The sequence below is a fragment of the Rhizobium sp. BK181 genome, assembly GCF_014193305.1.
Lineage (GTDB): Bacteria > Pseudomonadota > Alphaproteobacteria > Rhizobiales > Rhizobiaceae > Rhizobium.
The window spans coordinates 101,160-126,922 of the sequence record NZ_JACHZA010000013.1 but is presented as its reverse complement, the minus strand read 5'-3'; the positions used below and the strand labels follow the sequence as shown (position 1 = coordinate 126,922).

At 59.5% G+C, this 25,763-nt stretch carries 20 protein-coding genes; 3 read left to right on the top strand and 17 right to left on the bottom strand.

What is annotated here, in order from left to right:
• Positions 1-181 precede the first annotated feature (181 nt).
• Both FHT77_RS23655 and FHT77_RS23650 read left to right on the top strand, forming a co-directional pair.
• Positions 182-1,987, top strand: a complete 1,806-nt coding sequence (locus FHT77_RS23655) for an extracellular solute-binding protein (RefSeq protein WP_183757270.1) — start codon at positions 182-184, stop codon at positions 1,985-1,987.
• A gap of 91 nt (positions 1,988-2,078) precedes the next feature.
• On the top strand, positions 2,079-2,750 hold the full coding sequence (locus FHT77_RS23650; RefSeq protein WP_183757269.1) for a DsbA family oxidoreductase: 672 nt from the start codon (positions 2,079-2,081) through the stop codon (positions 2,748-2,750).
• Positions 2,751-2,754: 4 nt separating this feature from the next.
• Here FHT77_RS23650 and mfd read toward each other — a convergent pair whose 3' ends face one another.
• Both mfd and FHT77_RS23640 read right to left on the bottom strand, forming a co-directional pair.
• Positions 2,755-6,261, bottom strand: coding sequence for a transcription-repair coupling factor (gene mfd / locus FHT77_RS23645; RefSeq protein WP_183757268.1), 3,507 nt, complete (start codon positions 6,259-6,261; stop codon positions 2,755-2,757).
• Positions 6,261-6,575, bottom strand: a complete 315-nt coding sequence (locus FHT77_RS23640) for a succinate dehydrogenase assembly factor 2 (RefSeq protein WP_183757267.1) — start codon at positions 6,573-6,575, stop codon at positions 6,261-6,263. The genes mfd and FHT77_RS23640 overlap by 1 nt, the downstream gene beginning before the upstream one ends.
• Before the next feature lie 92 nt (positions 6,576-6,667).
• On the opposite strand from FHT77_RS23640, the gene recG reads away from it, so the two are divergent.
• Positions 6,668-8,773, top strand: a complete 2,106-nt coding sequence (gene recG, locus FHT77_RS23635; protein ID WP_183757266.1) for an ATP-dependent DNA helicase RecG — start codon at positions 6,668-6,670, stop codon at positions 8,771-8,773.
• A 33-nt stretch (positions 8,774-8,806) separates the two neighbouring features.
• Here recG and FHT77_RS23630 read toward each other — a convergent pair whose 3' ends face one another.
• The 15 genes from FHT77_RS23630 to pcsA form a co-directional block, all read right to left on the bottom strand.
• Positions 8,807-9,292, bottom strand: coding sequence for a GNAT family N-acetyltransferase (locus FHT77_RS23630; RefSeq protein WP_183757265.1), 486 nt, complete (start codon positions 9,290-9,292; stop codon positions 8,807-8,809).
• Positions 9,293-9,379: 87 nt separating this feature from the next.
• A complete protein-coding gene (locus FHT77_RS23625; protein WP_183757264.1) occupies positions 9,380-10,084 on the bottom strand; it encodes a DUF502 domain-containing protein in 705 nt (234 codons plus the stop codon).
• A 122-nt stretch (positions 10,085-10,206) separates the two neighbouring features.
• Positions 10,207-12,033, bottom strand: a complete 1,827-nt coding sequence (gene glmS, locus FHT77_RS23620; protein ID WP_183757263.1) for a glutamine--fructose-6-phosphate transaminase (isomerizing) — start codon at positions 12,031-12,033, stop codon at positions 10,207-10,209.
• Positions 12,034-12,137: 104 nt separating this feature from the next.
• Positions 12,138-13,499, bottom strand: coding sequence for a bifunctional UDP-N-acetylglucosamine diphosphorylase/glucosamine-1-phosphate N-acetyltransferase GlmU (gene glmU, locus FHT77_RS23615; RefSeq protein ID WP_183757262.1), 1,362 nt, complete (start codon positions 13,497-13,499; stop codon positions 12,138-12,140).
• A gap of 81 nt (positions 13,500-13,580) precedes the next feature.
• Entirely contained in the window at positions 13,581-14,333 is a 753-nt protein-coding gene (locus FHT77_RS23610; protein WP_183757261.1) for a FadR/GntR family transcriptional regulator, read from the bottom strand.
• Positions 14,334-14,348: 15 nt separating this feature from the next.
• Positions 14,349-15,317 (bottom strand): galactofuranose ABC transporter, permease protein YjfF, encoded by a 969-nt coding sequence (yjfF, locus tag FHT77_RS23605; RefSeq protein ID WP_183757260.1) that lies wholly within the window; start codon positions 15,315-15,317, stop codon positions 14,349-14,351.
• A complete protein-coding gene (locus tag FHT77_RS23600; RefSeq protein ID WP_183757259.1) occupies positions 15,314-16,333 on the bottom strand; it encodes an ABC transporter permease in 1,020 nt (339 codons plus the stop codon). Before FHT77_RS23600 ends, yjfF begins: the two co-directional genes overlap by 4 nt.
• Complete coding sequence (ytfR, locus tag FHT77_RS23595; RefSeq protein ID WP_183757258.1) at positions 16,330-17,853, bottom strand: galactofuranose ABC transporter, ATP-binding protein YtfR; 1,524 nt, start codon at positions 17,851-17,853, stop codon at positions 16,330-16,332. Before ytfR ends, FHT77_RS23600 begins: the two co-directional genes overlap by 4 nt.
• A gap of 121 nt (positions 17,854-17,974) precedes the next feature.
• Positions 17,975-18,937 carry a galactofuranose ABC transporter, galactofuranose-binding protein YtfQ gene (gene ytfQ, locus FHT77_RS23590; protein WP_016553979.1) on the bottom strand — a complete coding sequence of 321 codons (963 nt, stop codon included), beginning with the start codon at positions 18,935-18,937 and terminating at the stop codon, positions 17,975-17,977.
• A 146-nt stretch (positions 18,938-19,083) separates the two neighbouring features.
• Positions 19,084-20,157 (bottom strand): BMP family ABC transporter substrate-binding protein, encoded by a 1,074-nt coding sequence (locus tag FHT77_RS23585; protein WP_016553980.1) that lies wholly within the window; start codon positions 20,155-20,157, stop codon positions 19,084-19,086.
• Between the two features lie 50 nt (positions 20,158-20,207).
• Positions 20,208-21,128, bottom strand: coding sequence for an ABC transporter permease (locus FHT77_RS23580; RefSeq protein ID WP_016553981.1), 921 nt, complete (start codon positions 21,126-21,128; stop codon positions 20,208-20,210).
• Entirely contained in the window at positions 21,125-22,210 is a 1,086-nt protein-coding gene (locus tag FHT77_RS23575; RefSeq protein ID WP_183757257.1) for an ABC transporter permease, read from the bottom strand. The genes FHT77_RS23580 and FHT77_RS23575 overlap by 4 nt, the downstream gene beginning before the upstream one ends.
• A complete protein-coding gene (locus tag FHT77_RS23570) occupies positions 22,200-23,774 on the bottom strand; it encodes an ABC transporter ATP-binding protein (protein WP_183757256.1) in 1,575 nt (524 codons plus the stop codon). Before FHT77_RS23570 ends, FHT77_RS23575 begins: the two co-directional genes overlap by 11 nt.
• Before the next feature lie 42 nt (positions 23,775-23,816).
• Entirely contained in the window at positions 23,817-24,797 is a 981-nt protein-coding gene (locus FHT77_RS23565) for a quinone oxidoreductase family protein (RefSeq protein ID WP_183757255.1), read from the bottom strand.
• 9 nt (positions 24,798-24,806) lie between these two features.
• Entirely contained in the window at positions 24,807-25,535 is a 729-nt protein-coding gene (gene pcsA, locus FHT77_RS23560) for a phosphatidylcholine synthase (protein WP_016553985.1), read from the bottom strand.
• Positions 25,536-25,763: the final 228 nt, after the last annotated feature.

Here is a 25,763-nt window from a genome sequence, read left to right as displayed (position 1 = left end):
AATGAGGCAAATGCATGACCCCCGACTTCGGGTTCCCCTGTTACATCGCGTCGGGCTAGATATCCAGTATTTCTTTGGCCTTTTCGGAGTGATCCGAAAGAATTCGGCGCGCATGGTGAATTGCCGCGGCCGCGTGATAGTCTTGCGCCGAATCGTGCCGTTCCCGGAAAGGACCTCAACGATGCTCCGGATCGTTCTCCCCGTCATTTTCACCTTGGTTGGCAGCGCAGCTCTCGCAGAGCCCGTGCATGGCATCGCGATGCATGGCGAGCCGGCCCTACCCGCCGATTTCAAGAATCTTCCTTGCGTTAATCCCGATGTGAAGAAGGGCGGGAAGATCAGTTATGGCGTCGTCGGCACCTTCGATAGCCTCAATCCGTTCATCCTGAAAAGCATGCGCACGACGGCGCGCGGCATCTGGGATCCGGAATACGGAAACCTTGTCTTCGAAACGCTGATGCTGCGCTCGCGCGATGAGCCCTTCACGCTCTACGGGCTGCTGGCGGAATCCGTTGAATGGGATGAAGACCGGACCTTCATCCAGTTCAATCTCAACCCGGCCGCCAAATGGTCTGACGGTCAGCCGGTGACACCCGATGATGTGATTTTCACGCTCAATCTGCTCAAGGACAAGGGCCGCGTCCCCTTCAGCACGCGGTTGAATGCCGTCGAGAAGATGGAGAAGGTCGGCGATCACAGTGTTCGCTTCACCTTTAATGATAAGGCCGATCGCGAATTCCCGCTGATCCTGGCCGGGTCAACGCCGATCCTGCCGAAGCATGCCATCGATCCAGAGACATTTGATCGTTCGTCGCTCACGCCGCCTATCGGGTCCGGCCCCTACAGGATCAAGGCGCTGAAGCCCGGCGAAAGCATCACCTTCGAGCGCGATCCCAATTATTGGGGCAAGGATATTCCGGCTAAGGTCGGCCTCGACAATTACGATCAGATTTCGGTCCAGTATTTCCTGCAGGACACGACGCTCTTTGAGTCCTTCAAGAAGGGTGACGTCGACATCTATCCCGACGGCAGTCCCGGCCATTGGGCAAGCGCGTATAATTTCCCCGCGGTCACCTCGGGCAACGTCGTCAAGGACACGTTCGAACCGAAGCTGCCGAGCGGCATGTTCGGCTTCGTCTTCAATACGCGGCGGCCGGTGTTTGCCAACGCGAAGCTTCGCGAGGGGCTGTCGCTGATCTTCGATTTCGAATGGGCGAACAAGAACCTCTTCTCGAACGCCTATATCCGCACCCAGAGCTTCTGGCAGAACTCCGAGTTGTCGAGCTTCGGCGTGCCGGCTGATGAACGCGAACTGAAGCTTCTCGGCCCGATCAAGGATCGAATCGATCCAGCGATTCTTGACGGCACCTATAAGCTTCCGGTTACGGATGGTTCGGGGCGCGATCGCAATGTCCTGAAGCAGGCAGCCGCGCTCCTCAAGGAAGCAGGTTACACGATCAAGAATGGCAAGATGAGTGATGCCGACGGACGTCCGCTTGCCTTCGAGATCATGACGCAGAACACCGACCAAGAGAAGCTCGCGGTTTCCTATCAGCGTTCGCTGCAACTGCTCGGTATTGCTGCGACGATCCGCACGGTGGACGATTCGCAGTATCAGAGCCGCACCAGCAGTTTCGACTACGACGTGATCGTGAAGTCGTACACCTCATCCCTGTCTCCCGGCATCGAACAGCTGGGACGTTGGTCTTCCGCTGCCAAGGAACGGGATGGCACTGACAACTTTGCTGGCGTTGCCGACCCTGACGTTGATACGCTGATCCAGCATATCCTCACCGCCCGTTCGGCGGAGGACTTTACAGCTGCAGTGCGCTCGCACGATCGAATGCTGTTGTCGGGGCACTATGTCCTGCCGCTCTATCATGTTGATAAGCAATGGGTTGCGCGTAGCAAACGGATCGGCCACCCCGATACCGTGCCGCTCTATGGCTATCAGTTGCCGGCGTGGTGGGATCAGAGCGTCCAATAGCAGGTTCCTTTTTCCTGCCTGGTTGAAGTCGCCCGTCACAGGGCCTAGATGGCGGGAAGGTTTCGATTTCAGGAAGGAAAAGGAAAAGCCCATGGAACGCATTACCATCGACGTTGTCTCCGACGTCGTCTGCCCGTGGTGCTATCTCGGCAAGGCGCGGCTCGAGCTTGCCATCGCCGAAGTTCAGGACGAGATCGGCGTGGACATCAACTGGCGCCCCTACCGCCTAAACCCCGACTATCCCAAGGAAGGCGTCGACCAGAAGAAGGCATTGGAGCAGAAGCTTGGTGGCGCCAAGCGTGTCGCTGAGGGGCACAAGATGCTTAGCGAACTTGGTCGCGACGTCGGCATCAACTTCGATTTCGAGGCGATCAAGATCGGCCCGAATACGCTGGATGCCCATCGCCTGATCCATTGGGCAATGGTTGAGGACCGCGACAAGGCGGACAAGGTCGTCAACGGCCTGTTCAAGGCGAACTTCGAGGAAGGCCGCAATGTCGGCGATCATGCCGTGCTGCTCGACGTTGCCGAGAAGGCGGGCCTCGACCGCACGGTCACTGCGTCGCTGCTCGCCTCCGATGCCGATACGGTCCTGGTGGTCGAAGAGATCGAGGCGGCGCAGAAGATGGGCGTGAACGGTGTGCCGTTCTTTATCTTCGACCAGCAATATGCCGTCAGCGGGGCTCAGACGCCGGACGTTCTGGCAGGCGCGCTCCGCGACATCGCCAAGGCGAAGGCGGAAGCGCGCGCCGGCATGAACTGAGCCCTTACCCCTTCGCCATTTCCGCAAGCTGCGTCATGATAACGGCTGCGCCCTGCAGCCGCTTTTCCGGCGTCGGCAGGTCGCGCGTAAGGAAGACGCTCTGGTCCGGCCGAATCTTTGCCATGGTCCCCTGCTTGGCGATGTAGCCAACCAGGTTCGCTGGATTCGGAAACTCCTTATTGCGGAACTGGATGACCACCCCCTTGGGACCTGCATCCAGCTTCTCCACGTTGGCGACCCGGCAGAGCGATTTCACATACACGATCTTTAGAAGGTGCTGGACCTCGATTGGCATGGGGCCGAAGCGATCGATCATTTCTGCGCCGAAGGCATCGATTTCCTTCAGTTCCGTGATCTCGCCGAGGCGGCGATAGAGTGCCATGCGCAGATGCAGATCTGGCACGTAACCGTCGGGGATCATGACTGAGGTACCGACCGAGATCTGCGGCGACCAGCCGGTGTCCTGGATCTCATCGACGCCCTTTACTTCCGCGACGGCCTCTTCCAGCATCTGCTGGTAGAGTTCGAAACCGACTTCCTTGATATGGCCGGACTGCTCTTCGCCGAGCAGGTTTCCTGCGCCGCGAATGTCGAGATCGTGGCTGGCAAGCTGGAAGCCGGCGCCGAGCGTGTCGAGCGACTGCAGCACCTTGAGGCGCCGTTCCGCCGTCGCCGTCAGCACCTTGTTGACCGGCAGCGTGAAGAGCGCAAAAGCGCGCACCTTCGAACGTCCGACGCGACCACGCAGCTGGTAGAGCTGCGCCAGGCCGAACATGTCGGCGCGGTGCACGATCAGCGTATTGGCCGTTGGCACGTCGAGACCCGATTCCACGATCGTCGTCGACAACAGCACGTCATAGCGGCCCTCGTAGAAGGCGTTCATGATGTCCTCAAGCTCGCCCGCCGGCATCTGGCCGTGCGCAACGGCGACCTTCAATTCCGGCACATCCGAGCGCAGGAAGGCATGTACGTCCTCCAAATCTGCGAGACGCGGGCAGACATAGAAGCTCTGGCCGCCACGATAATGCTCGCGCATCAACGTTTCGCGGATGACAAGCGAATCGAAGGGCGAAATGAAGGTGCGAACCGCCATGCGGTCGACCGGCGGCGTCGTGATCAGCGACAGCTCGCGCACCCCGGTCATCGCGAGCTGCAGCGTGCGCGGGATCGGTGTCGCCGAGAGCGTCAGCACATGGACATCGCTTTTCAGTTCCTTCAAGCGTTCCTTGTGCTTGACGCCGAAATGCTGCTCTTCGTCGATGATCAGCAGCCCGAGATTGGCAAACTTGATCCCGGCACCAAGAAGCGCATGGGTGCCGACGACGATATCCGTCTTGCCCTCTGCTACTTCCTTCTTCGTCAACGCCAGCTCCTTCGAGCCGACGAGGCGCGAGGCTTGCTGGATGCGAACCGGCAGGCCTCGGAACCGCTCGGCGAAGGTCTTGAAGTGCTGGCGCGCTAGCAATGTGGTCGGCACGACGACGGCAACCTGTATGCCGTTCATCGCCGCAACGAAGGCAGCACGAAGCGCCACCTCAGTCTTGCCGAAACCGACGTCGCCGCAAACGAGGCGATCCATCGGCCGACCGGCTCCAAGGTCGGAGCGCACAGCCTCGATGGCATTATCCTGATCCTCCGTCTCGTCGTAAGGGAAGCGAGCGGCAAACTCGTCGTAAAGCCCTTCCGGCGTCGTTAGCACGGGCGCATGGCGGGTCAGGCGCTCGGCAGCAATGCGGATGAGTGCATCCGCCATATCAAGCAGCCGCTTCTTGAGTTTGGCCTTGCGCATCTGCCATGCGCCGCCGCCGAGCTTGTCGAGCTGGGCTTCCGTCCCCTCGCCCCCATAGCGCGACAGGAGATCGATGTTCTCGACCGGCAGGAACAGCTTCGCCTCGTCTGCATATTGTAGCTCGAGGCAGGCGTGCGGAGCTCCCGCAGCTTCGATGGTTCGCAGGCCGACAAATCGGCCGATACCATGCTGCGCGTGGACGACGACCGAGCCCTCGTCAAGACCGGCAACCTCGGAGATGAAATCGGCGGCACGCTTGCGTCGCTTCGAGCGTCGCACCATGCGGTCGCCGAGAATGTCCTGTTCGCCGATGACGACCAGATTGCCGACTTCAAATCCGGATTCGAGACTGAGCACGCCAGCCGCCGCCTCGCCCTTGGCAAGGCCGTCGATCTCCTTCAGCGCGCCGACCGGCTTCACGCGCTCGAGCCCGTGTTCGTTCAGAACCTGCAGCAGACGTTCCAGCGAGCCTTCCGTCCAGGCGGTGATCAGCACCTTCGCACCGGAGGAGCGCTTGTCGGCAATGTGCTTCACAACCGCGTCGAACACATTGATGCGCTCAGCATTCCCCCCACCCTCGGCGTTCGAACGCGCCCAGCGCTCGCCTTGGCGAGCGTCGAGATTGATCACGCGACGCGCCTCTCCCTCATGCTCGTTAAAGGGTGAAATGCGCATCGCGTTGTACGCGTCGAGCGTGTTGGCGAAAGTCTTTCCGTCTAAATAGAGCTGGCCGGGCGTCACCGGCTTATAGGGCGTTCCTTGCGCCATCTGCCCCTTGGCGGGCTGTCCGGAATTCAGGCGCGCGTCATAGTAGTCGAAGACGAGTTTGGAGCGTTCTTCAGCGGCTTGGCGCACAGTATGATCGGTGACCATCCGGAAGCCTCTGAGATAGTCGAACACCGTCTCCAGCTTCTCGTAGAAAAGCGGCAGCCAATGCTCCATGCCGGGGTAGCGTCTCCCCTCCGATATGGCGAGATACAGCGCATCGTCGCGCGTCGCCGCGCCGAACGAAGAAAGGTAGTTTTTCCGGAAACGGCTGATCGTATCGGGCGTCAGCGTGACTTCGCTCATCGGGTTGAGGTCGAGCGAGCGGATCTGCCCAGTTGTGCGCTGGCTTGCCGGATCGAAGCTGCGGATGCTTTCGAGCGTATCGCCGAAGAAATCGAGGCGAACAGGTTCCTCGGAACCCGGCACGAAGACGTCAAGAATGCCGCCGCGCACCGCATATTCGCCGACCTCGCGAACGGTTGCGACGCGATCGAAGCCGTTGCGTTCTAGGCGCCCGGCAATATCGTCCATCCGCACGGTGTTTCCGGGACGGGCCGAGAAGGCAAGGCTTTCGATAATCTCTTGAGGAGCAACTTTCTGCAGCATCGCATTGACGGTCACCAGCACGATCGCCGCATGCGGTTTCCTGTGATGGGCGATCAAACCGCCCAGCGCCGCGAGACGGCGTGCAGATGTGTCGGCGCTCGGTGAAACGCGGTCATAGGGAAGACAGTCCCAGGCCGGCAGAGTTAGCACCGGGATCTCGGGGGCAACGAAGCCGAGCATCTGCTCAAGGTCTATCATCCGCTGGCCGTCGGAGAGCACGTAGGCGACCGGTTCGCCGGCGCGTGCCAGATCGGCCAGCAACAGAGCTTCCATACCTGTCGGCACATTGCCGATTGTCAGCGGCTCGGCGATCGCTGACAGCTTCCTTGCGTCAAAACCTGAGGTCATTAGGCATTCCTGGCGAAGGCGTCGGCTGGATATTCGAAATCGGGCTTGTAGGCGGCAAGGCGCGCAAACATCGGCGTCTGGAAACGCTCAGGCACTGGCCAGGTTCCCATAATCCAGCGCACGAGATCGTTGTCCTCTTCGGCCATGATGGTTTCGAACTCGTCGAGCTCGGCTTCCGACAGGGTGGAGATCTCCTTCTCGGCGAACTGCCCGAACACCAGATCCATTTCGCGGATGCCGCGATGCCAGCAGCGAAAGAGGATTCGGCGGCGACGCGGATCAAGATCGGCGCTCGAGAGTGACACACCCGTCATGGCTTTACCTTCCTGTTGATGCGCCTCTATAGACCCTCGAAAGCGGCTTGTCAGCCTTGCCAAGGCCGCATTGTTCATCGCATTTTGCCGCCATGCGCCCAGCCATTCTCGATCCGCTGTTTTCGCCTGTTTCCGCCTTGCCCGGCGTCGGCCCCAAGATCGCCGAGTTGCTGGTCAAGCTGCTTGGGCGCGAGACGCCTGATGAGACACGCGTCGTCGATCTGCTGTTTCATGCGCCGCACTCCCTGATCGACCGTAGAAACCAGCCAGGGATCGCCCGCGCACCGCAAGGCGCGATCGTCACCGTCACGGCGCGCGTCGATCGTCATCAGGCACCGCCGCGCGGCAAGAGCAACGTTCCCTATCGCGTCGTCCTGCACGACGAGACGGGTGAGCTCACGCTTGTCTTCTTTCGCGGGCAGGCCGCATGGCTTGAAAAGCAATTGCCGCTCGACGAGGAGGTGATCGTCAGCGGCAAGATCGACTGGTTCAATGGGCGCGCCTCCATGGTTCACCCGGATTATGTCGTGAAAGCCAGCGAAGCCGAAAACCTGCCCCTGGTCGAGCCGATCTATCCCCTCACGGCGGGTCTTTCGCCAAAGACGCTGCGCAAGATCATTGAAGCTGCGCTACCACGCACACCGGAGCTGCCGGAATGGATCGATTTGGCTCTCGCCCAGAAGCAGGGTCTGCCGTCGATAGCAGATGCCTTTCACGGGCTGCATGAACCGCGCGATCCCTCGGATATGGACCCGCAGGCACCTGCCCGCCGTCGCCTAGCCTACGACGAGTTCCTGGCCGGTCAGTTGTCCCTGAGCCTGGTGCGCCAGCGGCTGCGCAAGGTGGCTGGCCAGCCTGTTCATCCGACAGGCCATATCGGCGCCCAGATCCTGCAGGCTCTCCCGTTCTCGCCGACATCAAGCCAGAACGCCGCGATTGCCGACATCCTGAAGGACATGGTCGGCGAGGATCGCATGTTGCGCCTGCTCCAAGGCGACGTCGGTTCCGGCAAGACGCTGGTCGCTCTCATGTCGATGGCCGCAGTGATCGAAAGCGGCGGCCAAGCCGTCCTCATGGCGCCGACAGAAATTCTCGCCCGCCAACACCACGCGACAATCTCGAAGTTTGCCGCTTCCGCAGGCCTCGGGATAGAGGTTCTCACCGGCCGCACCAAGGGTCGCGAACGGGAAGACATCCTGGAGAGGATCGCATCGGGCGAGGCGCAGATCATCATCGGCACCCACGCCCTCTTTCAGGACAGCGTCAACTACCGCAACCTCATGCTGGCGGTGGTTGACGAGCAGCACCGCTTTGGCGTCCACCAGCGCCTCAGACTGACAGCGAAGGGGATCACGCCGCACATGCTCGTCATGACGGCCACCCCTATTCCGCGTACGCTAGTACTCGCTGCCTTCGGCGACATGGACGTCTCCAAGCTGACAGAGAAGCCCGCCGGTCGGAAACCGATACAGACGATCACAATCCCGACCGAGCGCACTGGCGAGATCGTCGGACGTCTGAAAAGCGCCCTGGCGGAAGGCAAGAAGGCGTACTGGATTTGCCCGCTCGTGGAGGAGTCCGAGGAGAGCGATCTCATGTCGGTCGAGGAGCGTCACGCAACGCTCGTCTCGTCGCTCGGTCCGGGTATCGGCCTGATCCATGGCCGCATGAGCGGCCCGGAAAAGGATAACGCGATGATGGCGTTCAAGAACGGCGAAATCCGCCTCTTGGTCGCAACAACCGTCGTGGAAGTCGGCGTCGATGTCCCCGATGCGACCATCATGGTGATCGAGCATGCGGAGCGCTTCGGCTTGGCGCAACTGCATCAGCTGCGCGGTCGTGTGGGTCGCGGCGACGAGGCTTCGACCTGTATTCTGCTCTATAAGGGCCCGCTTGGCGAGACAGGTCATGCGCGCTTGTCCATCATGCGTGAAACCGAAGACGGCTTCCGCATCGCGGAGGAAGACCTGAAGCTGCGCGGGGAAGGCGAGTTGCTCGGTACGCGCCAGTCGGGAACCCCGGGCTTTCGCGTCGCGAGCCTTGAGGCACATGCCGACCTGCTGGAAATCGCCCGTCGGGATGCCGCCTACTTGATCGAGCGCGATCCGGAACTTACCAGCAAGCGCGGCAAGGCCGTACGTACCCTGCTCTACCTATTCCGTCGCGACGAGGCGATCCGCTTCCTGCATGCAGGATGAGGCCGAGCCACCGCCCCCAGCGCTCAAGCCGCCCTACAGCGTCCGGAACATTACCAGAGCGTCAACGTAGCCTTTTGTCGGGTGCTCGAAGGCGCCGGGCAAGCGGCCGACCGTCTCAAAGCCCAGCGATTGCCAGAGGCGAACGGCGCGTTCGTTGGCGCTGACGACAAAATTGAACTGCATCGCTCGGAAACCACGCTCGCGGGCTCGGACGAGTGAGTGCTCGTGCATCTGCCGCGCCACGCCCTTGCCGGTCGCAGCCGCGGCGGTCATGTAGCCGCAATTGCAGACATGTGCACCACCGCCCGCCTGGTTGGCGCGGAGATAATAGGTGCCGAGAATGTCGCCCGTTTCGTCTTCGGCGACGAAGGTCTCTTTGTCCGGCCCCAGCCAATAGGCAAGCGCATCGGTCTCGCTCATGCCGCGGTCGAGTGTGTAGGTCTGCCCAGCGCGAATTGTCGGTTCGATGACAGTCCAAATGGAGGAGCGGTCTTCGGTGGTGGCGGGTCTGATCAGCATTGCGTATGTCATCCTTCAACCGCCATGCACGGCGATACGGCGAACGAACTGACGTGATCCCGGATGCCGGCCGGCCAGGTGCAGAAGTTACATCTCGATCGGCGCCGGCAGTGGCTTGCGCGTTCGCTCTTGTTTCGCCATGCGCGCGGCAAGTTCTTCCGGCGTGACGAGGCCACCAGAGATCAAGAGCTTTGCAGCGTCCTCTGGCGACATGTCGAGTGGAACGATCTTCTCTCGTGGGATGAAGATCAGAAATCCTGCCGTGGGAACCGGAGTCGGCGGAAGAAAGACGCAAACCATGTCCTGACCCATGGCTTTGAATTTTGAGGCAATTTCGCCTTTGGCATCTGTCGCGACGAATACGAGCGCCCACAGGCCGGGGCTCGGATATTCGATGAGGCCGACCTTTTTGAACGAGTTCGTCTTGTCCTTCAGCACCGTCTCAAAAATTTGCTTCACGCTCTGATAGATGCTGCGTACCAGTGGCACGCGCACCACCAGCGATTCGCTGAACTGAACGATACTTTGGCCGATCAGGTTTTTGCCGAGGAAGCCAATCAGGGTTATAGCGACGAGCGCGATCAACAGCCCGGAGCCGGGAACGGCGAAGTTCAGGTAGTTATCCGGATCATAGCGCGCAGGCAGATAGGGCTTCACCCAACTGTCGGCCCATCGTACGATCGACCACGTCAGCCACAGCGTGATTGCGATTGGCGCACAAATGATGAGCCCCGCCAGGAAGTTGTTCCTGATACGGGTAGCTATTGGCAATCGGGGCAGTTTTTCCGTCATCGCGTGCTGATGAACTCCGTTGAGCAGACCGGCTATCGGAAATCAGCTCCCCCATGCTTTCCTAGTTGAAAAGCTGCCAGAAATTGGGGTGCCACACAAGTATCAGAAGATCCGGCGACCGGTCACTCCACCGTTACCGACTTTGCCAGATTGCGCGGCTGATCGACGTCCGTGCCCATGAAGACGGCGGTGTGGTAGGCGAGCAGCTGGATCGGCAGCGAGAAGATCATCGGCGCGATGATTTCGTCGACATTGGGCAGTACGATCGTTGCCATCGTCGGTAGCTTCGACGCAGCAGCACCGGCCTCGTCGGTGATGAAGATGATGCGACCGCCCCGCGCAGCCACCTCCTGCATGTTCGATACGGTTTTGTCGAAGAAACGGTCGAACGGCGCGATCACGATCACCGGCATATTTTCATCAATCAGTGCAATAGGCCCATGCTTGAGTTCGCCCGCAGCGTAGCCCTCGGCATGGATATAGGAAATTTCCTTGAGCTTGAGCGCGCCTTCCATGGCAAGCGGGAAGCTCGTGCCGCGACCGAGATAAAGGACATCCCGGCATTTCGAGAGCTCGCGTGCGAGGCTTTCCATCTGCGGCTGGATGAGGTTTAGGACGCGGCTCATGATGCGGGGCATTTCCGCGAGATGACGGACCAATTCCGTTTCCTGTTCCGCGCTGATCGTTCGCCTCGCCTTGCCGGCGCCGAGCGCCAGCGATGCCAGGACTGCCAACTGGCAGGTGAATGCCTTGGTGGAGGCGACCCCTATCTCCGGACCGGCCATGATCGGGAACACGGCGTCCGACTCACGGGCAATGGTTGATTCTTTGACGTTGACGACAGCGCCGATCTTCAGACCGTGGTCCTTGCAATAGCGCAGCGACGCCAGTGTGTCCGCGGTCTCGCCCGACTGCGATATGAAAAGCGCGGCCTGCGATGGCGACAGCGGCATTTCGCGATAACGGAATTCGGAGGCGACATCGATCTCGACGGGCAGGCGCGCATAGCGCTCGAACCAGTATTTGCCGACGAGGCCGGCGAGATAGGCGGTTCCGCACGCGGAGATTGCCAGACCGGAGGCGGTCTTGAAATCGATCGCATTGACGTTGTCGCTGATCTTGTTGCTGGCGAAGTCGACGTAATGGCTGAGGGCATGCGAGATGACCTCGGGCTGCTCGTAAATCTCCTTCTCCATGAAATGGCGGTGATTGCCCTTATCCACCACATAGGCCGTCGTCTGCGAAATCTGCCGCGGGCGACGCACCTCATTGCCTGAAAAGTCGAGGATCGTCGCGCCATCCCGCGTCAGCATCGCCCAATCGCCGTCGACCAGATAGGTGATCTCATTGGTGAAGGGGGAAAGGGCAATCGCATCCGAGCCGAGGAACATTTCGCCGGAGCCGTAACCGACGGCAAGCGGCGGGCCGGAGCGTGCTGCCATGATCGTGCCGGGGTCGCTCCGCAGCATGATTGCCAGCGCATAAGCACCGGTTACCCGGTTCAGCATCTTGAGCATCGCCGAGCGTGGCTCGAGGCCATCACGCAGATACTTCGCCATGAGGTGCGCGACGACTTCCGTATCCGTCTGCGTGTCGAAGACGGCACCTTCTGCGATCAACTCGTCACGCAGTTCGGAGAAATTCTCGATGATGCCATTGTGAACGACAGCAACACCCTCGACGAAATGGGGATGCGCGTTGGTTTCGTTGGGCACGCCATGAGTCGCCCAGCGCGTGTGCGCGATGCCGATCGTTCCCGGCAGCGGGTCGCTGTCCAAGCGCTTTTCGAGATTGAAGAGCTTTCCTTCGGCACGACGACGCGCCATCTCGCCGTCATGTATGGTGGCAACACCCGCGGAGTCATAGCCGCGGTACTCAAGCCGCTTCAGCGCATCAACGAGACGCCCCGCAACCGGGCTGTTTCCAACGATTCCAACAATACCGCACATAATGGTCCCCAAGGCCTTCCGTTCGGAGGCCACTCGTAACGATTCTGTCTTTTTTTTCAATGGCCTTGGCGGTCACTTTCGATTTCCGCACGTTACGCGCAAACTTACGGCTTGGCCTTTTTTGCCGCCTTGATTGCCAATGCCCGTTCGCGCAGCACGGTAGCCCTGCCCGGTTTCAGTTCCTGACGCGCCCGGCCTAAAGCGAGCGCATCGGCCGGAACATCCGTGGTGATCACGCTGCCGGAGGCAACGTAGGCGTTGTCGCCGATACTGACCGGTGCCACGAGAGAGGAATTCGATCCGATGAACGTATTTGCCCCGATCAGCGTCTCGTATTTGTTGACGCCGTCATAGTTGCAGGTGATCGTACCGGCACCGATGTTCGCCCCGGCTCCGATCTTCGCATCACCGATATAGGTCAGGTGATTGACCTTGGCCCCCTCGCCGATCTTCCCGTTCTTCACCTCGCAGAAATTGCCGACCTTCGAGCCAGTGGCAAGATCGGCTCCCGGCCGAAGTCTAGCAAACGGGCCGACGGTTGCACCGGCGCTGACATGCGCGCCTTCTATGTGCGAGAAAGCATGAATGACCGCACCACCGTCGATTGTCGCGCCGGGGCCGAACACGACGTTCGGCTCGATCAGTGCGTCCTGCCCGATCGCGGTGTCGTAGGAAAGGAACACGGTTTCGGGTGCGATCATCGTCACGCCCGAAATCATCATCTCGTGGCGCCGGCGCTCTTGCCAGAATCGTTCGATCACCGCGAGTTCAGCGCGATTGTTGCAGCCCATCATTTCGACTTCAGGCGCGTCGACAGCGGTGACGCGACCGCCAATGGAGCGGACGATCTCGACCAGGTCGGTCAAGTAGTATTCGCCCTTGGCATTGCCGTTGCCGATACGGGACAGGAGATCGAGCGCCTTGCGACCGTTGATCGCCATCAAGCCGCTGTTGCACCATTTCACAGCACGCTCCGCGTCTGTGGCATCCCGTTCCTCGCGGATGGCGATCAGTTCGCCATCCTTGACGAGTAGGCGGCCATAGCCAGTCGGCTTGTCGGTGTGAAAGCCGATCACGACCACATCGCTACCTTCGGCCAAGAGGTGGCGTGCGGCTTTGAGCGGTCCTTCTGTCTGCAATGGCACGTCGCCGTAGGTCACGATGATGTCGTCGTATCCGCGCGCGATCGCCTCGCGCGCTGCCAGCACCGCATGGCCCGTGCCGAGCCGCTCCCTCTGCAGGAACGCCTCAATCTTAACGCTTCCGACCTGGGCGGCCCTCGCCACTTCGTCGGCATCGCGCCCCACGACGAGCGCGACCGATGAAATATCACTCTTGGCTACGGCATCCGCGACGTGAGCGATCATCGGGCGGTTTGCGATCGGATGCAGCACCTTCGATTTCGACGACTTCATTCGCGTGCTGTCACCCGCAGCGAGAATGACGGCGAGGCAAGTGCGTTCCATGATCTGCTCCGAGAATCCGGTGTTTGCGGTCTTTGTTGCCTCTTAGCAGCAAGACATCGGCGGGACAAAGATCAAAATCGATCAGGCCGTTACCTTGCCCATGGCCGCATAGGCCTCACGCACGTGATCGCGGCCGTCGATGATGACGACCTCCATGGCCCGTCGGGCCGCATCGACATTGCCGGCAACAATTGCATCGACGATCCGCATGTGCGTGTCGGCAATATCCGAGAAACCGTTCTGTGACGGCGGCGTACTGATGCGGAACATCCCCACCAATGCGGCTTCGATGAGACTTCCCAGCGTTCGCATGAAGGGATTATGAGAGGCTTCGGCTATCGCCAGGTGAAAGTGAAGGTCCGCCAGCGCCAGACTTTCGCTGGTATGACCCAAGGCCGCCATCTCGGTTGCCAGCGTCCGCAGGTTTTCGACATCTTGCTTGCTTGCCCTTTCGGCGACGAGACCGGCGGCAAACGGCTCGAAAGCTAGCCGGATATCGTAAAGCTGGAGCAGGAACTCCTCCGTCACGCCGCTGTCGAAATGCCAGGCTATGATCTCGCTATCGAACATGTTCCAGAGGTTTTTCTCTGTCACGCGCGTTCCGACACGGGCCTTGGCGACGATCATCCCTTTTGCGGCGAGCGTCTTCATCGTTTCTCGAAGAACTGTGCGTGAGACCTTGAAGCGCTGAGCAAGTTCGGCATCTCCCGGCAGAATACTTCCAACGGGAAAGTTTCCCGCAACAATCGCCCTGCCGAGCTCATCCACGACTTGGGCATGGCTCGTCCGTGATTTCCGTGCTGTCTTTCCGGTCTCAAGCAATCTGCTACGCAACGAATACCTCCCCGCTCAGGCATACCTCTTATTCATACTGGAAAGGAAGAGAATAACCTTCTGCATTAGAATGAATGCAAAAAGCAACAGGCCGATCAAGATCTTCGTCCACCAACTCGAGAGCGTCCCGTCGAAGGTGATGTAGGTCTGAATGAGGCCCTGGATCAGGATGCCGATGAAGGTACCTGCCACGAATCCCGCCCCCCCGGTCAACAGCGTCCCCCCAATGACCACTGCTGCGATCGCATCGAGCTCGACGCCGACTGCTGCCAGAGAATAACCGGCCGACGTATAGAGCGAAAAAACGATTCCCGATAGACCGGCAAGAAAGCCGGATAATGCATAGATCTGGATTGTCGTGCGGCCCACCGGAACGCCCATCAATTGCGCCGTCTGAGCGCCGCCGCCTAGGGCGTACACATTGGTCCCAAACCGCGTACGGTGGGCGAGGAATATGCCGGAGACAAAAACCAGAAGCATGATGCCGCCGATTAGCGTCAGTCGACCGCCGCCCGGCAGCTTGTAATAGATGCTGGTCAAGGTGCCGTAATAATCGTGATTGATCGGAATGCTGTCGATCGAAAGTACAAAAGCCATGCCACGCGCAAGGAACATGCCCGCGAGCGTCACGATGAAAGCCGGCATTTCCAGGTAGTGGATGATAGCGCCCATTGCCGCGCCGAAGATCGTCGTGATGATCAGCACCAGCGCAAACGCGAGGAGCGGATGGATTGGCGTGTTCTGCAGAACGACAGCCAAGAACACGCCAGTGAAAGCGATGACAGAGCCGATCGACAGGTCGATGCCGCCCGAGATGATGACAAACGTCATGCCGACCGCCGCGATGCCAAGAAAGGCATTATCCGTCAAAAGGTTGCCGATGACGCGGGTGGACAAGATGTTCGGATACTGCAGTGCGCAGACAGCATAGGACAGGACGAAAATTACGACGGTCGCAAGCAACGGCAGATATTTCGAGTTCATTGAATCTGGCCTTCCCTGACGCCGCTCGATCGCCGGCTTAAGATGATCGCGGCCGATTGGACCGCCGGCGACTGAATGACGAGGATCACGATGACGATCACCGCCTTGATGATCAGGTTGAACTCCGGCGGAAACCCTGAGAGCAAAATACCGGTGTTTACAGCCTGAATGATCATCGCCCCGATCAACGACCCCACAATACTGAAGCGCCCACCAAGCAGCGAGTTGCCACCAACGACAACGGCCAGGATCGCGTCGAGCTCCAGCCAAAGACCGGCATTGTTGGCATCCGCGCCCTTGATGTCAGCGGCGACGATGATCCCGGCGATCGACGCGCAAAGGCTGCTCAACATATAGACGGCCATTAGCAGTACAGGTGTCCGCACGCCGGAAAGCGTGCTTGCACGTCGATTGATGCCGGTGGCTTCGATCAGCATTCCAAGCGCCGTGCGCCTTACCAGCAGGATCACCAGGGCGCTCATGATCAGCCATATGATGACAGGCATCGGAAGGAAGGCGAACGAACCGCTGCCAAGAGCGATCAGCCCTTCATCGTTGAAGGTCATGATGACCCCCTCGGTGATGAGCTGCGCGATCCCCCGCCCAGCCACCATCAGCACGAGTGTCGCGATGATCGGTTGAATATTGAGCACGGCAACCAGAAATCCGTTCCAGACGCCGCAAAGCAGCCCGACCCCGACCGTCACCAGCAGTGTCATTGCAAGCGATTGACCGGCTACGATGGATGACGCAGCAACCGCGCCGCAGATCGCGATCACCGCGCCGACCGAAAGGTCGATCCCCTTGGTCGCGATTACAAGCGTCATGCCGATTGCCAGCAACGCAACCGGTGCTCCACGGTTCAGCACATCTATCAAGCTGCCGTATAGGCGGCCATTCTGAACTACCACATTAAAGAACTGCGGAAACATTATGAAATTTAAAAGAAGAATGAGCGCGAGCGCAATAAGCTGCGGCGCCAAGCGAATCAGCAATGCATTGAGCGACGACTTCATGCGTACTCCGTCTTCTTTTGGGCGGCGGCGATGGCGTCGACGATGCGCGCGGTGCTGATATCGTCGCCCGCCAGCTCTGCGACATGCTCGCGATCGCGAAGTACCAAAATACGTGAGCTATAGGCGATAAGCTCTTCTAATTCCGAGGAAATAACGATCAGAGACATGCCTTTTGCGCAAAGGTCCTCAATCAGGCGGATGATCTCGGCATGGGCGCCGACGTCGATGCCGCGGGTTGGCTCGTCGAGGATCAGAAAGTCAGGATTGGTGGCCAGCCAGCGGGCAAGGATTGCCTTCTGTTGGTTGCCGCCGGACAGGAGACGGATCGGCTTCTCCCTGTCCGTCGTGCGGATGTCGAGCGCCTTGATATAGCGATCGGCCAGTGCATTTTGATCGGCGCGCGAAATCGGTCGCGCCCAGCCCCTGCGGGCCTGTAGCGCCAAGGCGATATTCTCGCGAATGGAAAGGTCACCGATAATCCCATCCGTCTTGCGATCTTCCGGACAGAAGCCGAAGCCATGGCGGATCGCCGCCCGTGGATTCGAGAGCGTCACTTCCTTGCCGTCGACTTTTGCCGTTCCGTTGTCTGCCTGCTCGATCCCGAAGAGTAGCTCGGCAGTCTCTGTACGGCCTGAACCGAGCAGCCCCGCAACGCCCACCACCTCGCCAACACGAACCTCGAGATTGAACGGTTTGATTTTGCCGCGTTTGCCGTAGCCTTGGAACCTGTATTTGACCGGGCCAGCCGCGACGGTATGTGCGCGCGCAGTTGCCTCGGCATTTGCCAGTTCGTGACCGAGCATCATGGAGATGAGGCTCTGGCGAGACAGTTCGGACGTTTCGCGCGTGCCAACTAGCCTGCCATTGCGAAGCACCGTGATACGATCACTGACTTCGTAGACCTGCTCCAGAAAATGGGTAATAAAGACAATGCCAAGGCCGCGCTCTTTCAAGTTTCTCATGATGCGAAAGAGCATCGCGACTTCTTGTGTATCGAGGCTTGCCGTGGGCTCGTCGAGGATGAGAACTTTGCCGGACAAATCAACAGCCCGGGCGATTGCGACCACCTGCTGGACAGCGACCGAAAACCGATCGAGCTGCGCGGTGACGTCAACTTCTATACCGTATTGGTCAAGCAGCGCCCGTGCCTGCTGGTTCATTGCCCTTACGTCGATCATGCCAAACCGTTTTGGTTGGCGGCCGAGATAGAGGTTTTCGGCGACACTCAGGTTGGGCAGAAGGTTGACCTCTTGGTACACCGTGCCAATACCAAGCCTTTGCGCGGCCAACGTATCGGACGGATTAATTTCCGTGCCGTCGAGAGCAAGGCGCCCTTGGTCGCGGTGATAGGCTCCAGTGATGCATTTGATCAGCGTCGATTTTCCAGCGCCGTTTTCGCCCAAAAGCGCATGCACTTCGCCCTTGCGCAGCGAGAAATCGACCTTGTCGAGCGCAACGGCGCCGGGGAAGAACTTCGATATCCCGGTGGCGGTCAGAACGTTCTCGAAATCGTGAATCATGAAGGCAGCTTTTCCTGATATGGACCGACATGCCTCGCTATCAACGGACATGACGTCCTGATCGGCATCTGGCAGGTCCGCACCGGCCCATGATGGGCCGGTGCGGTTCTGGCCTCAAGGATTAGTAGCCAAGGTTCTTCTTGGACTCATAGACCTTCATCGGATCGTCGGATGGCGTATAGAGCTTCGATTCCGTCTGAATCCATTTTGCCGGTGCCTTCTTGTCCTTCAGGTAGGCATCGAGCACGTCGAATGCGGGACCTGCCATGTTCGGCGTCAGTTCCACAGTGGCGTTTGCTTCGCCGGCTGCCATGGCCTTGAAGATATCAGGCACGGCGTCGATCGAGACGACGAGAATATCCTTGCCCGGCTTCAGGCCTGCTTCCTTGATCGCCTGGATGCCGCCAACGGCCATGTCGTCGTTGTGGGCGTAGAGGGCGCAGATATCCTTGCCGCCGTTCTCAGCCTTCAGGAAGCTTTCCATGACTTCCTTGCCCTTGGTGCGGGTGAAGTCGCCGGTCTGGCTGCGCACGATCTTGAAGTTGGCCTTGCCAGCGATCGCCTCCTCGAAGCCCTTCTTGCGGGCGATGGCCGGTGAGGAACCCGTCGTACCCTGAAGCTCGACGATGTTGCAGGGCTTGTCGCCAACGGTCTTTGCCAGCCAGTCGCCGGCAACCTTGCCTTCGTGAACCTGGTCCGAGGTAACGGCGGTCAGGTACAGGTCCTCCGGCGCCTTGATCGTACGATCAAGCAGGATGACCGGGATTTCCGACTCCTTTGCTTCCTTTAGGACGGCGTCCCAACCGGTTTCGACAACCGGAGCGAGGAAGATGGCGTTGACGCCCTGAGCGATGAACGAGCGGATCGCCTTGATCTGGTTTTCCTGCTTCTGTTGCGCGTCAGCAAACTTCAGGTCCACGCCGCGCTTCTTGGCTTCTTCCTTGGTGACCGTCGTCTCGGCGGCACGCCAACCGGATTCAGAGCCGATCTGCGAAAAGCCCACGACCAGCTCTGCGGCTGATGCCGAGCCGAACATGCAGGCAGCCAGAATCGTGGCACTCAAGAGTGCAGTCTTCAATTTCATGATTTCCTCCCAAAGCCGCCTCCACGCGGCACAGCTGGAAAAAATCATATAGTATTACTTTTGTAAATGCACTTTCTGGTTTGCAGTGCAAAAAAAAGGCGCTCGAAGTGAGCGCCCTTTCGCAAGTGCTAATTGTTAGCCGAAAATCACTTCGGCAACTTGTCGTCCACGCCTTCGACGTAGAAGTTCATGCCCAGCAGAGTGCCGTCATCAGCTTTCTCGCCAGCCTTCAGCCAGGGCGTGCCGTCCTGCTTGTTGATCGGACCGGTGAAGGGATGCAGTTCGCCGGACTTGATCTTGGCTTCGGTTTCCTGGGCCATCTTCTTCACGTCATCGGGCATGTTGGTGTAGTCGGCCATCTTGAGGATGCCGTCCTTCAGGCCGTCCCAGCTTTGCTCGGACTTCCAGGTGCCATCGAGAAGAGCGTGAACGCGCTTGGAGTAGTAGTTACCCCAGGTGTCGACAATTGCCGTCAACTGAGCCTTCGGCCCTGCTGCGATCATGTCGGAGGCCTGGCCGAATGCATGGATGCCGCGTTCCTCGGCAACCTGCATCGGAGCGGTCGTGTCCGTGTGCTGCGTCAGGACGTCAACACCCTGGTCGACCATAGCCTTTGCAGCATCGGCTTCCTTGCCCGGATCGAACCAGGTGTTCACCCAGATGACCTTCAGCTTGAAGTCGGGATCGATGGAGCGGGCGCCCTGCTCGAAGGCGTTGATACCCATGACGACTTCCGGGATCGGGAAAGAAGCGATGTAGGCAGCGCCATGGTTCTTCGAGGTCTTCGCCGCGATCTGGCCGAGGATGTAGCGGCCTTCATAGAAGCGGGAGTTGTAGGTCGCAAGATTTGGACCGGACTTGTAGCCCGTGCCGTGTTCGAACTTCACGTTCGGGAATTTCGCAGCAACCTTCACGGTGGCATCCATGAAGCCGAAGGACGTCGTGAAGATGAGCTTGCAGCCCGAACGCGCCAAGCGCTCGATAGCACGCTCGGCATCGGGGCCTTCCGGCACGTTTTCGAGGTATGGCGTATCGATCTTGTCGCCGAACTCCTTCTGGATCTGCTGGCGGCCAAGATCGTGCGCCTGCGAGTAGCCGCCGTCAGTGTGCGATCCGACGTAGACGAAGCAGACCTTCGTTTTGTCGGCAGCCTGCGCGGTAGAGCCGACGCTCAGGACCGCGGCAGCCGATGCGGCAAATGCAAGTGCTAGTTTTTTCATGATAACCCCTGTTGGTTTGGAATTTCCGGAAGCGCTTTTCATTCTTTTGTTTAGCGCTCCGGGACGAATGCTTTTCCCAGCGACGCGGGCGTGTTGATCAACGTCGTGCGCCGATTATGAGAAATGATGACAAGAACCACAATAGTCGCAGCATAGGGGAGCATCGACAGAAACTGGGCCGGAATTCCAACGCCGAAAGCCTGTGCGTGAAGCTGCAGGATCGTGACTGCACCGAACAAATAGCCGCCGGCAAAAACCCGCCACGGCCGCCAAGACGCGAAGACGACAAGCGCGAGCGTGATCCAGCCGCGGCCGGACGACATGTTCTCCACCCATTGCGGCGTATAGACGAGGGAAAGCTGTGCTCCCGCAAGGCCCGCGCAGGCACCGCCGAACATGACGGCGAGATAGCGTGTCCGGATGACGCCGATGCCGAGGGCGTGCGCCGAGCCGTGGCTGTCACCGATCGCGCGCAGTTTCAAGCCGGCGCGGCTGCGGAACAGGAACCAGCTCACGCCGAACAGCAGAGCGAGCGACAGGTAAAAAGTCAGGTCCTGACGGAAGAGCACGGAGCCGATCAGCGGGATGTCGGAAAGATAAGGGACGACGATGGGCGCGAGGCGAACGCCGGGCACGCTGACATAGCCCTCCCCAAGCATGCCCGAGACCCCAAGCCCGAGGATCGTCAACGCCAGGCCGGTCGCTACCTGGTTGGCGACCAGCGTCAGGGTGAGAAAGCCGAAAAGCAGCGAAAACAGAGCGCCGGCGACAATCCCGCCCAACAGTCCGATATAGGGAGAGCCTGACATTTGCGCTGTTGCGAAGGCCGCAACAGCGCCCATGATCATCATGCCTTCGACACCGAGGTTCAAAACACCGGATCGTTCGGTAACGAGTTCGCCCAAGGCGGCAATGACCAGAGGCGTAGACGCAGTGATGACTGTCAGCAAAATTGCTTCGAAGATGCTCATGCTACACCTCCCCGGACCCGCGACCAGAGGATACGGATCTTGTAGTAGATGAGGGTGTCACACGAGAGAACGAAGAACAGTATCAGGCCCTGGAAGACGCGGGTCACCTTGTCGGATACGCCGAGCGACAGCTGTGCAGCCTCACCGCCGAGATAGGTCAAAGCCAGCACGAGGCCTGATGCGATGATACCGAGCGGGTTCAGGCGTCCGAGAAACGCGACGATGATCGCCGTGAAGCCGTAGCCGGGAGAAATAGCAGGCTGCAGATGCCCGATCGATCCCGATACTTCCGAGATGCCGGCGAGCCCGGCAAGCGCGCCCGAAAACAGGAAGCTGAACCAGATCATCTTCTTCGACGAAAAGCCGGCGAACCGCCCTGCCCGCTCAGACTGGCCGAGCACGACGATCTCGAAGCCCCTCAGCGTATACTTTAGCATGAACCAGACAAGAAACGCCGCGACAATCGCGAACACGAAGGCCCAATGCGCCCGGCCGGACTCCTCCCATATCGCCGGCAGCGTCGCTTCCGGCGGAAACGGCACGCTTTCCGGAAAGTTGAAGCCCTGCGGATTGCGCCACGCACCGCGGATCAGCCAGTCGAGGAAAAGCTGCGCGATATAGACGAGCATCAGGCTCGTCAGGATTTCGTTGGTATTGAAATGCGCCTTCAGCAGTGCAGGAATGGCGGCGAACAAAGCGCCGCCGATGGCGCCCATGATAAGCATTAGGGGCAGTACGAGAGGCGAATGCAACTCCGTGAACAGGATAGGTAGAATGGAGCCAGTGATCGCGCCGATCGTAAACTGCCCTTCGGCGCCGATATTCCAGTTGTTGGAGCGATAGCAGACGGCGAGTCCTACGCCGATCATGATCAGCGGTGCCGCCTTCACGGCAAGTTCATGCAGCGACCACACCTCAAGCAAGGGCTCGAGGAAAAAGGCGTCGAGCGCTTCGACCGGGTCCTTGCCAAGAATGGCAAACATGATCGCGCCGGCGATCAATGTCAGCAGCAACGCCAACACCGGTGACACAAGGCCGTAAAGCTTCGACGCTTGCGGTCGCTTTTCCAGCTCAATGCGCATCTTGCGCCTCCGAGGCGGTCTTGCTCTCGTGCAGGCCGCCCATCAAAAGGCCAATCTTTTCCCGAGACAGTTCTCCCGCCGGGAAGGGTTGCGAAAGTCGCCCTTCAGAAATCACGGCAATCTCCGTTGCGACTTCGAATATTTCGTCAAGGTCCTGGCTGATGACGACGACGGCGGAGCCGTTCCGCGCCAGATCCACGAGCGCCTGGCGAATGCGGCTGGCCGCCCCTGCATCGACGCCCCAGGTCGGCTGATTGACGACGAGAACGGCGGGTTGGCGATCCAATTCGCGTCCAACGATAAACTTCTGCAGATTGCCGCCGGAGAGCGAACCCGCCGCCGGATCCTCACCGCTTTTGCGGACGTCCATTGCCTCGGCGATCCGCCGGGTCGCTGTCTTTACGGCGCTCCGGCGGATGACCTTGAGAAAGCCGCCACCGAGGAAGGCCCGACGGTCGGATTGACTGCGCGCCAGCACCAGATTGTCGGAGAGTTTCATGGCCGAGACGGCAGCATGGCCATGGCGCTCTTCGGGAACAAAACCGGCGCCGAGCAAACGACGCGCAGTGATACCCTGGGTGCCCACGGCCTTCTTTCGGATCGTTATCGCCTCCGCCGAACCGACGGGATACTCACCGGAGAGCGCATCGAAGAGTTCTCCCTGGCCGTTGCCCGCAACGCCCGCGATCGCCAGGATCTCGCCGGAGCGAACCGTCAAGGACACATCTTTAAGGGGCATGGCGAAGGGCGTGCGCGCGGCAACCGAAAGACTGGCGACTGCAAGCTGCACCTCTCCTTTGTTGCCGCGATCCGGATGCGTGACCGTCGCAACGTCGCTGCCGACCATCATCCGGGCGAGAGAAGCCGGCGTCTCCTTACGCGGATCGCAGGCGCCTGTGACCCTGCCGCTGCGCAGCACCGTCGCGCGGTCGCAGATGCGCTGCACTTCTTCAAGCCGATGGCTGATGTAGAGCACCGATTTGCCCTCCGCCTTCAGCTTGAAGAGTGTTTCGAAAAGCTTGTCGGCCTCCTGCGGCGTCAGCACGGACGTCGGCTCATCAAGGATAATCAGCTTGGGATTTTGCAGCAGCGCGCGCACGATTTCGATGCGCTGGCGTTCACCGACGGAGAGGTCGGCCACGTGGGCGTGCGGGTCGAGCGGCAGCCCGTAGGCCTGCGAAAGCGCCCTAGCCTCTTCGGCAATCCTGCCGATCGGAATGCTGTCGTCGAGCGAAAGCGCGATATTCTCAGCGACGGTCAGCGCCTCGAAAAGCGAAAAGTGCTGAAATACCATGCCGATGCCGAGCCCGCGGGCATCGCCGGGAGAACCGATCGAAACCGGCCGGCCCTCCCACAGGATGCGGCCTTCGCTTGGTTCCAGCACCCCGAACAGCATCTTGACCAGCGTCGATTTGCCGGCGCCGTTTTCGCCAAGGAGAGCATGGATTTCGCCGGGCGCGATATCTAGATCGATATGGTTGCAGGCGGCAAAGCTGCCGAAGAATTTCGTCAGTTGCTGGACCGACAGTAACGCACCGGAGCCCGGCACATCAGATAATGACACGTTCCCCTCATTTCCCTCTGCCGATCCTGCCCGTTCGGGTCATTATGGGATCAGTAGCGTAGTTCCGGTAGTTCTTCTGGATTCCAGATCCATGTGGGCCCGCCCGACCTCACGCAATGGATAGGTTTGGTTGATATTGATACGCACTTTGTTGCTCAAAACAACATCAAATAACGCGTTTGCACAATTGGTTAGCTCTTCGCGCGTCGCGATGTAAGTGAAAAGGGTCGGCCTCGTTGCAAAGAGCGATCCTTTCTGGGCGAGCATGGCGAGTGTGAAGTTCTCGATCGGCCCAGAAGACTGGCCAAAAGAGACAAACATGCCGAGCCGTCTCAGACAGTCGAGCGACTGGGGAAATGTGTCGCGGCCGATCGAGTCATAGACCACGTGCACCCCCGCGCCACCGGTGATCTCGCGTACACGCTCGGCAAAATTCTCGGTATTGTAATTGATGACGTGATCGTATCCGTGCTCGAGAGCCAACTGCACCTTGCTGTTCGACCCGGCGGTGCCGATCACCGTTGCGCCGAGCGCCTTTGCCCATTGTCCGGCTATTAGGCCAACACCGCCGGCCGCCGCATGAAACAGGATCGTGGTACCGGGGCGGACCCTGTAGGTTCGGTTGAGGAGATACTCGGCGGTCATTCCCTTCAGCATCATCGAAGCGGCAGTCTCGAGCGGAATTCCATCCGGAACCTTGACGAGATGCTTCGTTTCGATGTTTCGCTCGACGCTGTAGGCGCCGTCAGAGCCGGCATAGGCGACGCGATCGCCGGCCTTGAACTCCTCCACACCAGGGCCCACGGCTGTAACGGTGCCAGCCGCTTCCTTGCCGGTCACGAACGGCATATGCGGCGCTTTATAAAGCCCGGTCCGGAAGTAGACATCGATGAAGTTCAAGCCAATGGCCGCGTGCTTGATCTGGATTTCCCCTGCGCCGGGAGGCGGCAGGTCGATGTCGATATATTCGAGAACTTCAGGTCCGCCGGTCTTGCTGAAAGAAACCGCCTGCGTTCTTGCCATTGCCTTCTCCTAATCGCGCCTTCCAAGCGCCGGGAAGAACTGCAACACGGCGCCAATGCAGTAGAGGTAGATACCGCTGAGAATAAAGAGGACAAGCGCCCATTGTGGGATCACGAAATGCATCAGCAGCGCATACATCCCGAGCCCCGACCACAAGAAGAAGACGCCGAGGTTGAGCGGCCTGAGTCGCTGGACGCGGACGGGGTGGAGGAAATTGATCGGCAGGAAGGTGAGGATGACGGAGACGAGGACGACCGTTAGCGCCGTGATCGCACTGGCATCGATGACGAACAATGTGAAGACGATCATGTTCCAGACCACCGGAAAGCCCGAGAAGAAGTACTCGTCGGTCTTCATGCCAGTATCGGCGTAGTAGATTGCGCTGGATACCACGATCATGCCTGCAGCCACGAAGGACCATGGCTCGCCGATCATGCCGCTCTGGTAAAGCGCAAACGCAGGCAGCAGGACGTAGGTCACATAGTCGATGATATTGTCGAGCGTATCGCCTGACCAGTTTGGCAGGACTTCCTTGACACTGACCTTGCGCGCGATCGGTCCATCGATGCCATCAACAAGGAGTGCCAGCCCCAGCCACCAGAACATGTCGATAAAACGGTGCTCGGCAGCGGCGACGACGCCGAGAAAGGCAAGAAAGGACCCGGACGCCGTCAGAATATGGACGGAGAATGCGCGCATTTCCGCGTAAGGTACGCGCTTGTAATTGAAAATCTTCATGTTTCCCCGAGCAGCCTATGGCGTCCGCGCCCGGCAGACGCGGTTTTTGCCTAATATGCATCCTTTGTCCCGCTTCGCCAGCGCAAAAGCAATGAAGCCTCGTAAGGCCCTGGAATCATGACAGCGACACGCATATTTCGTGCAAGTCGCTCGAGAAAGAATGGAATACCTTTAATCGAGACACTATTTGTAATATCTCGCTGGCATCGAAAACATTGTGCGACCAAT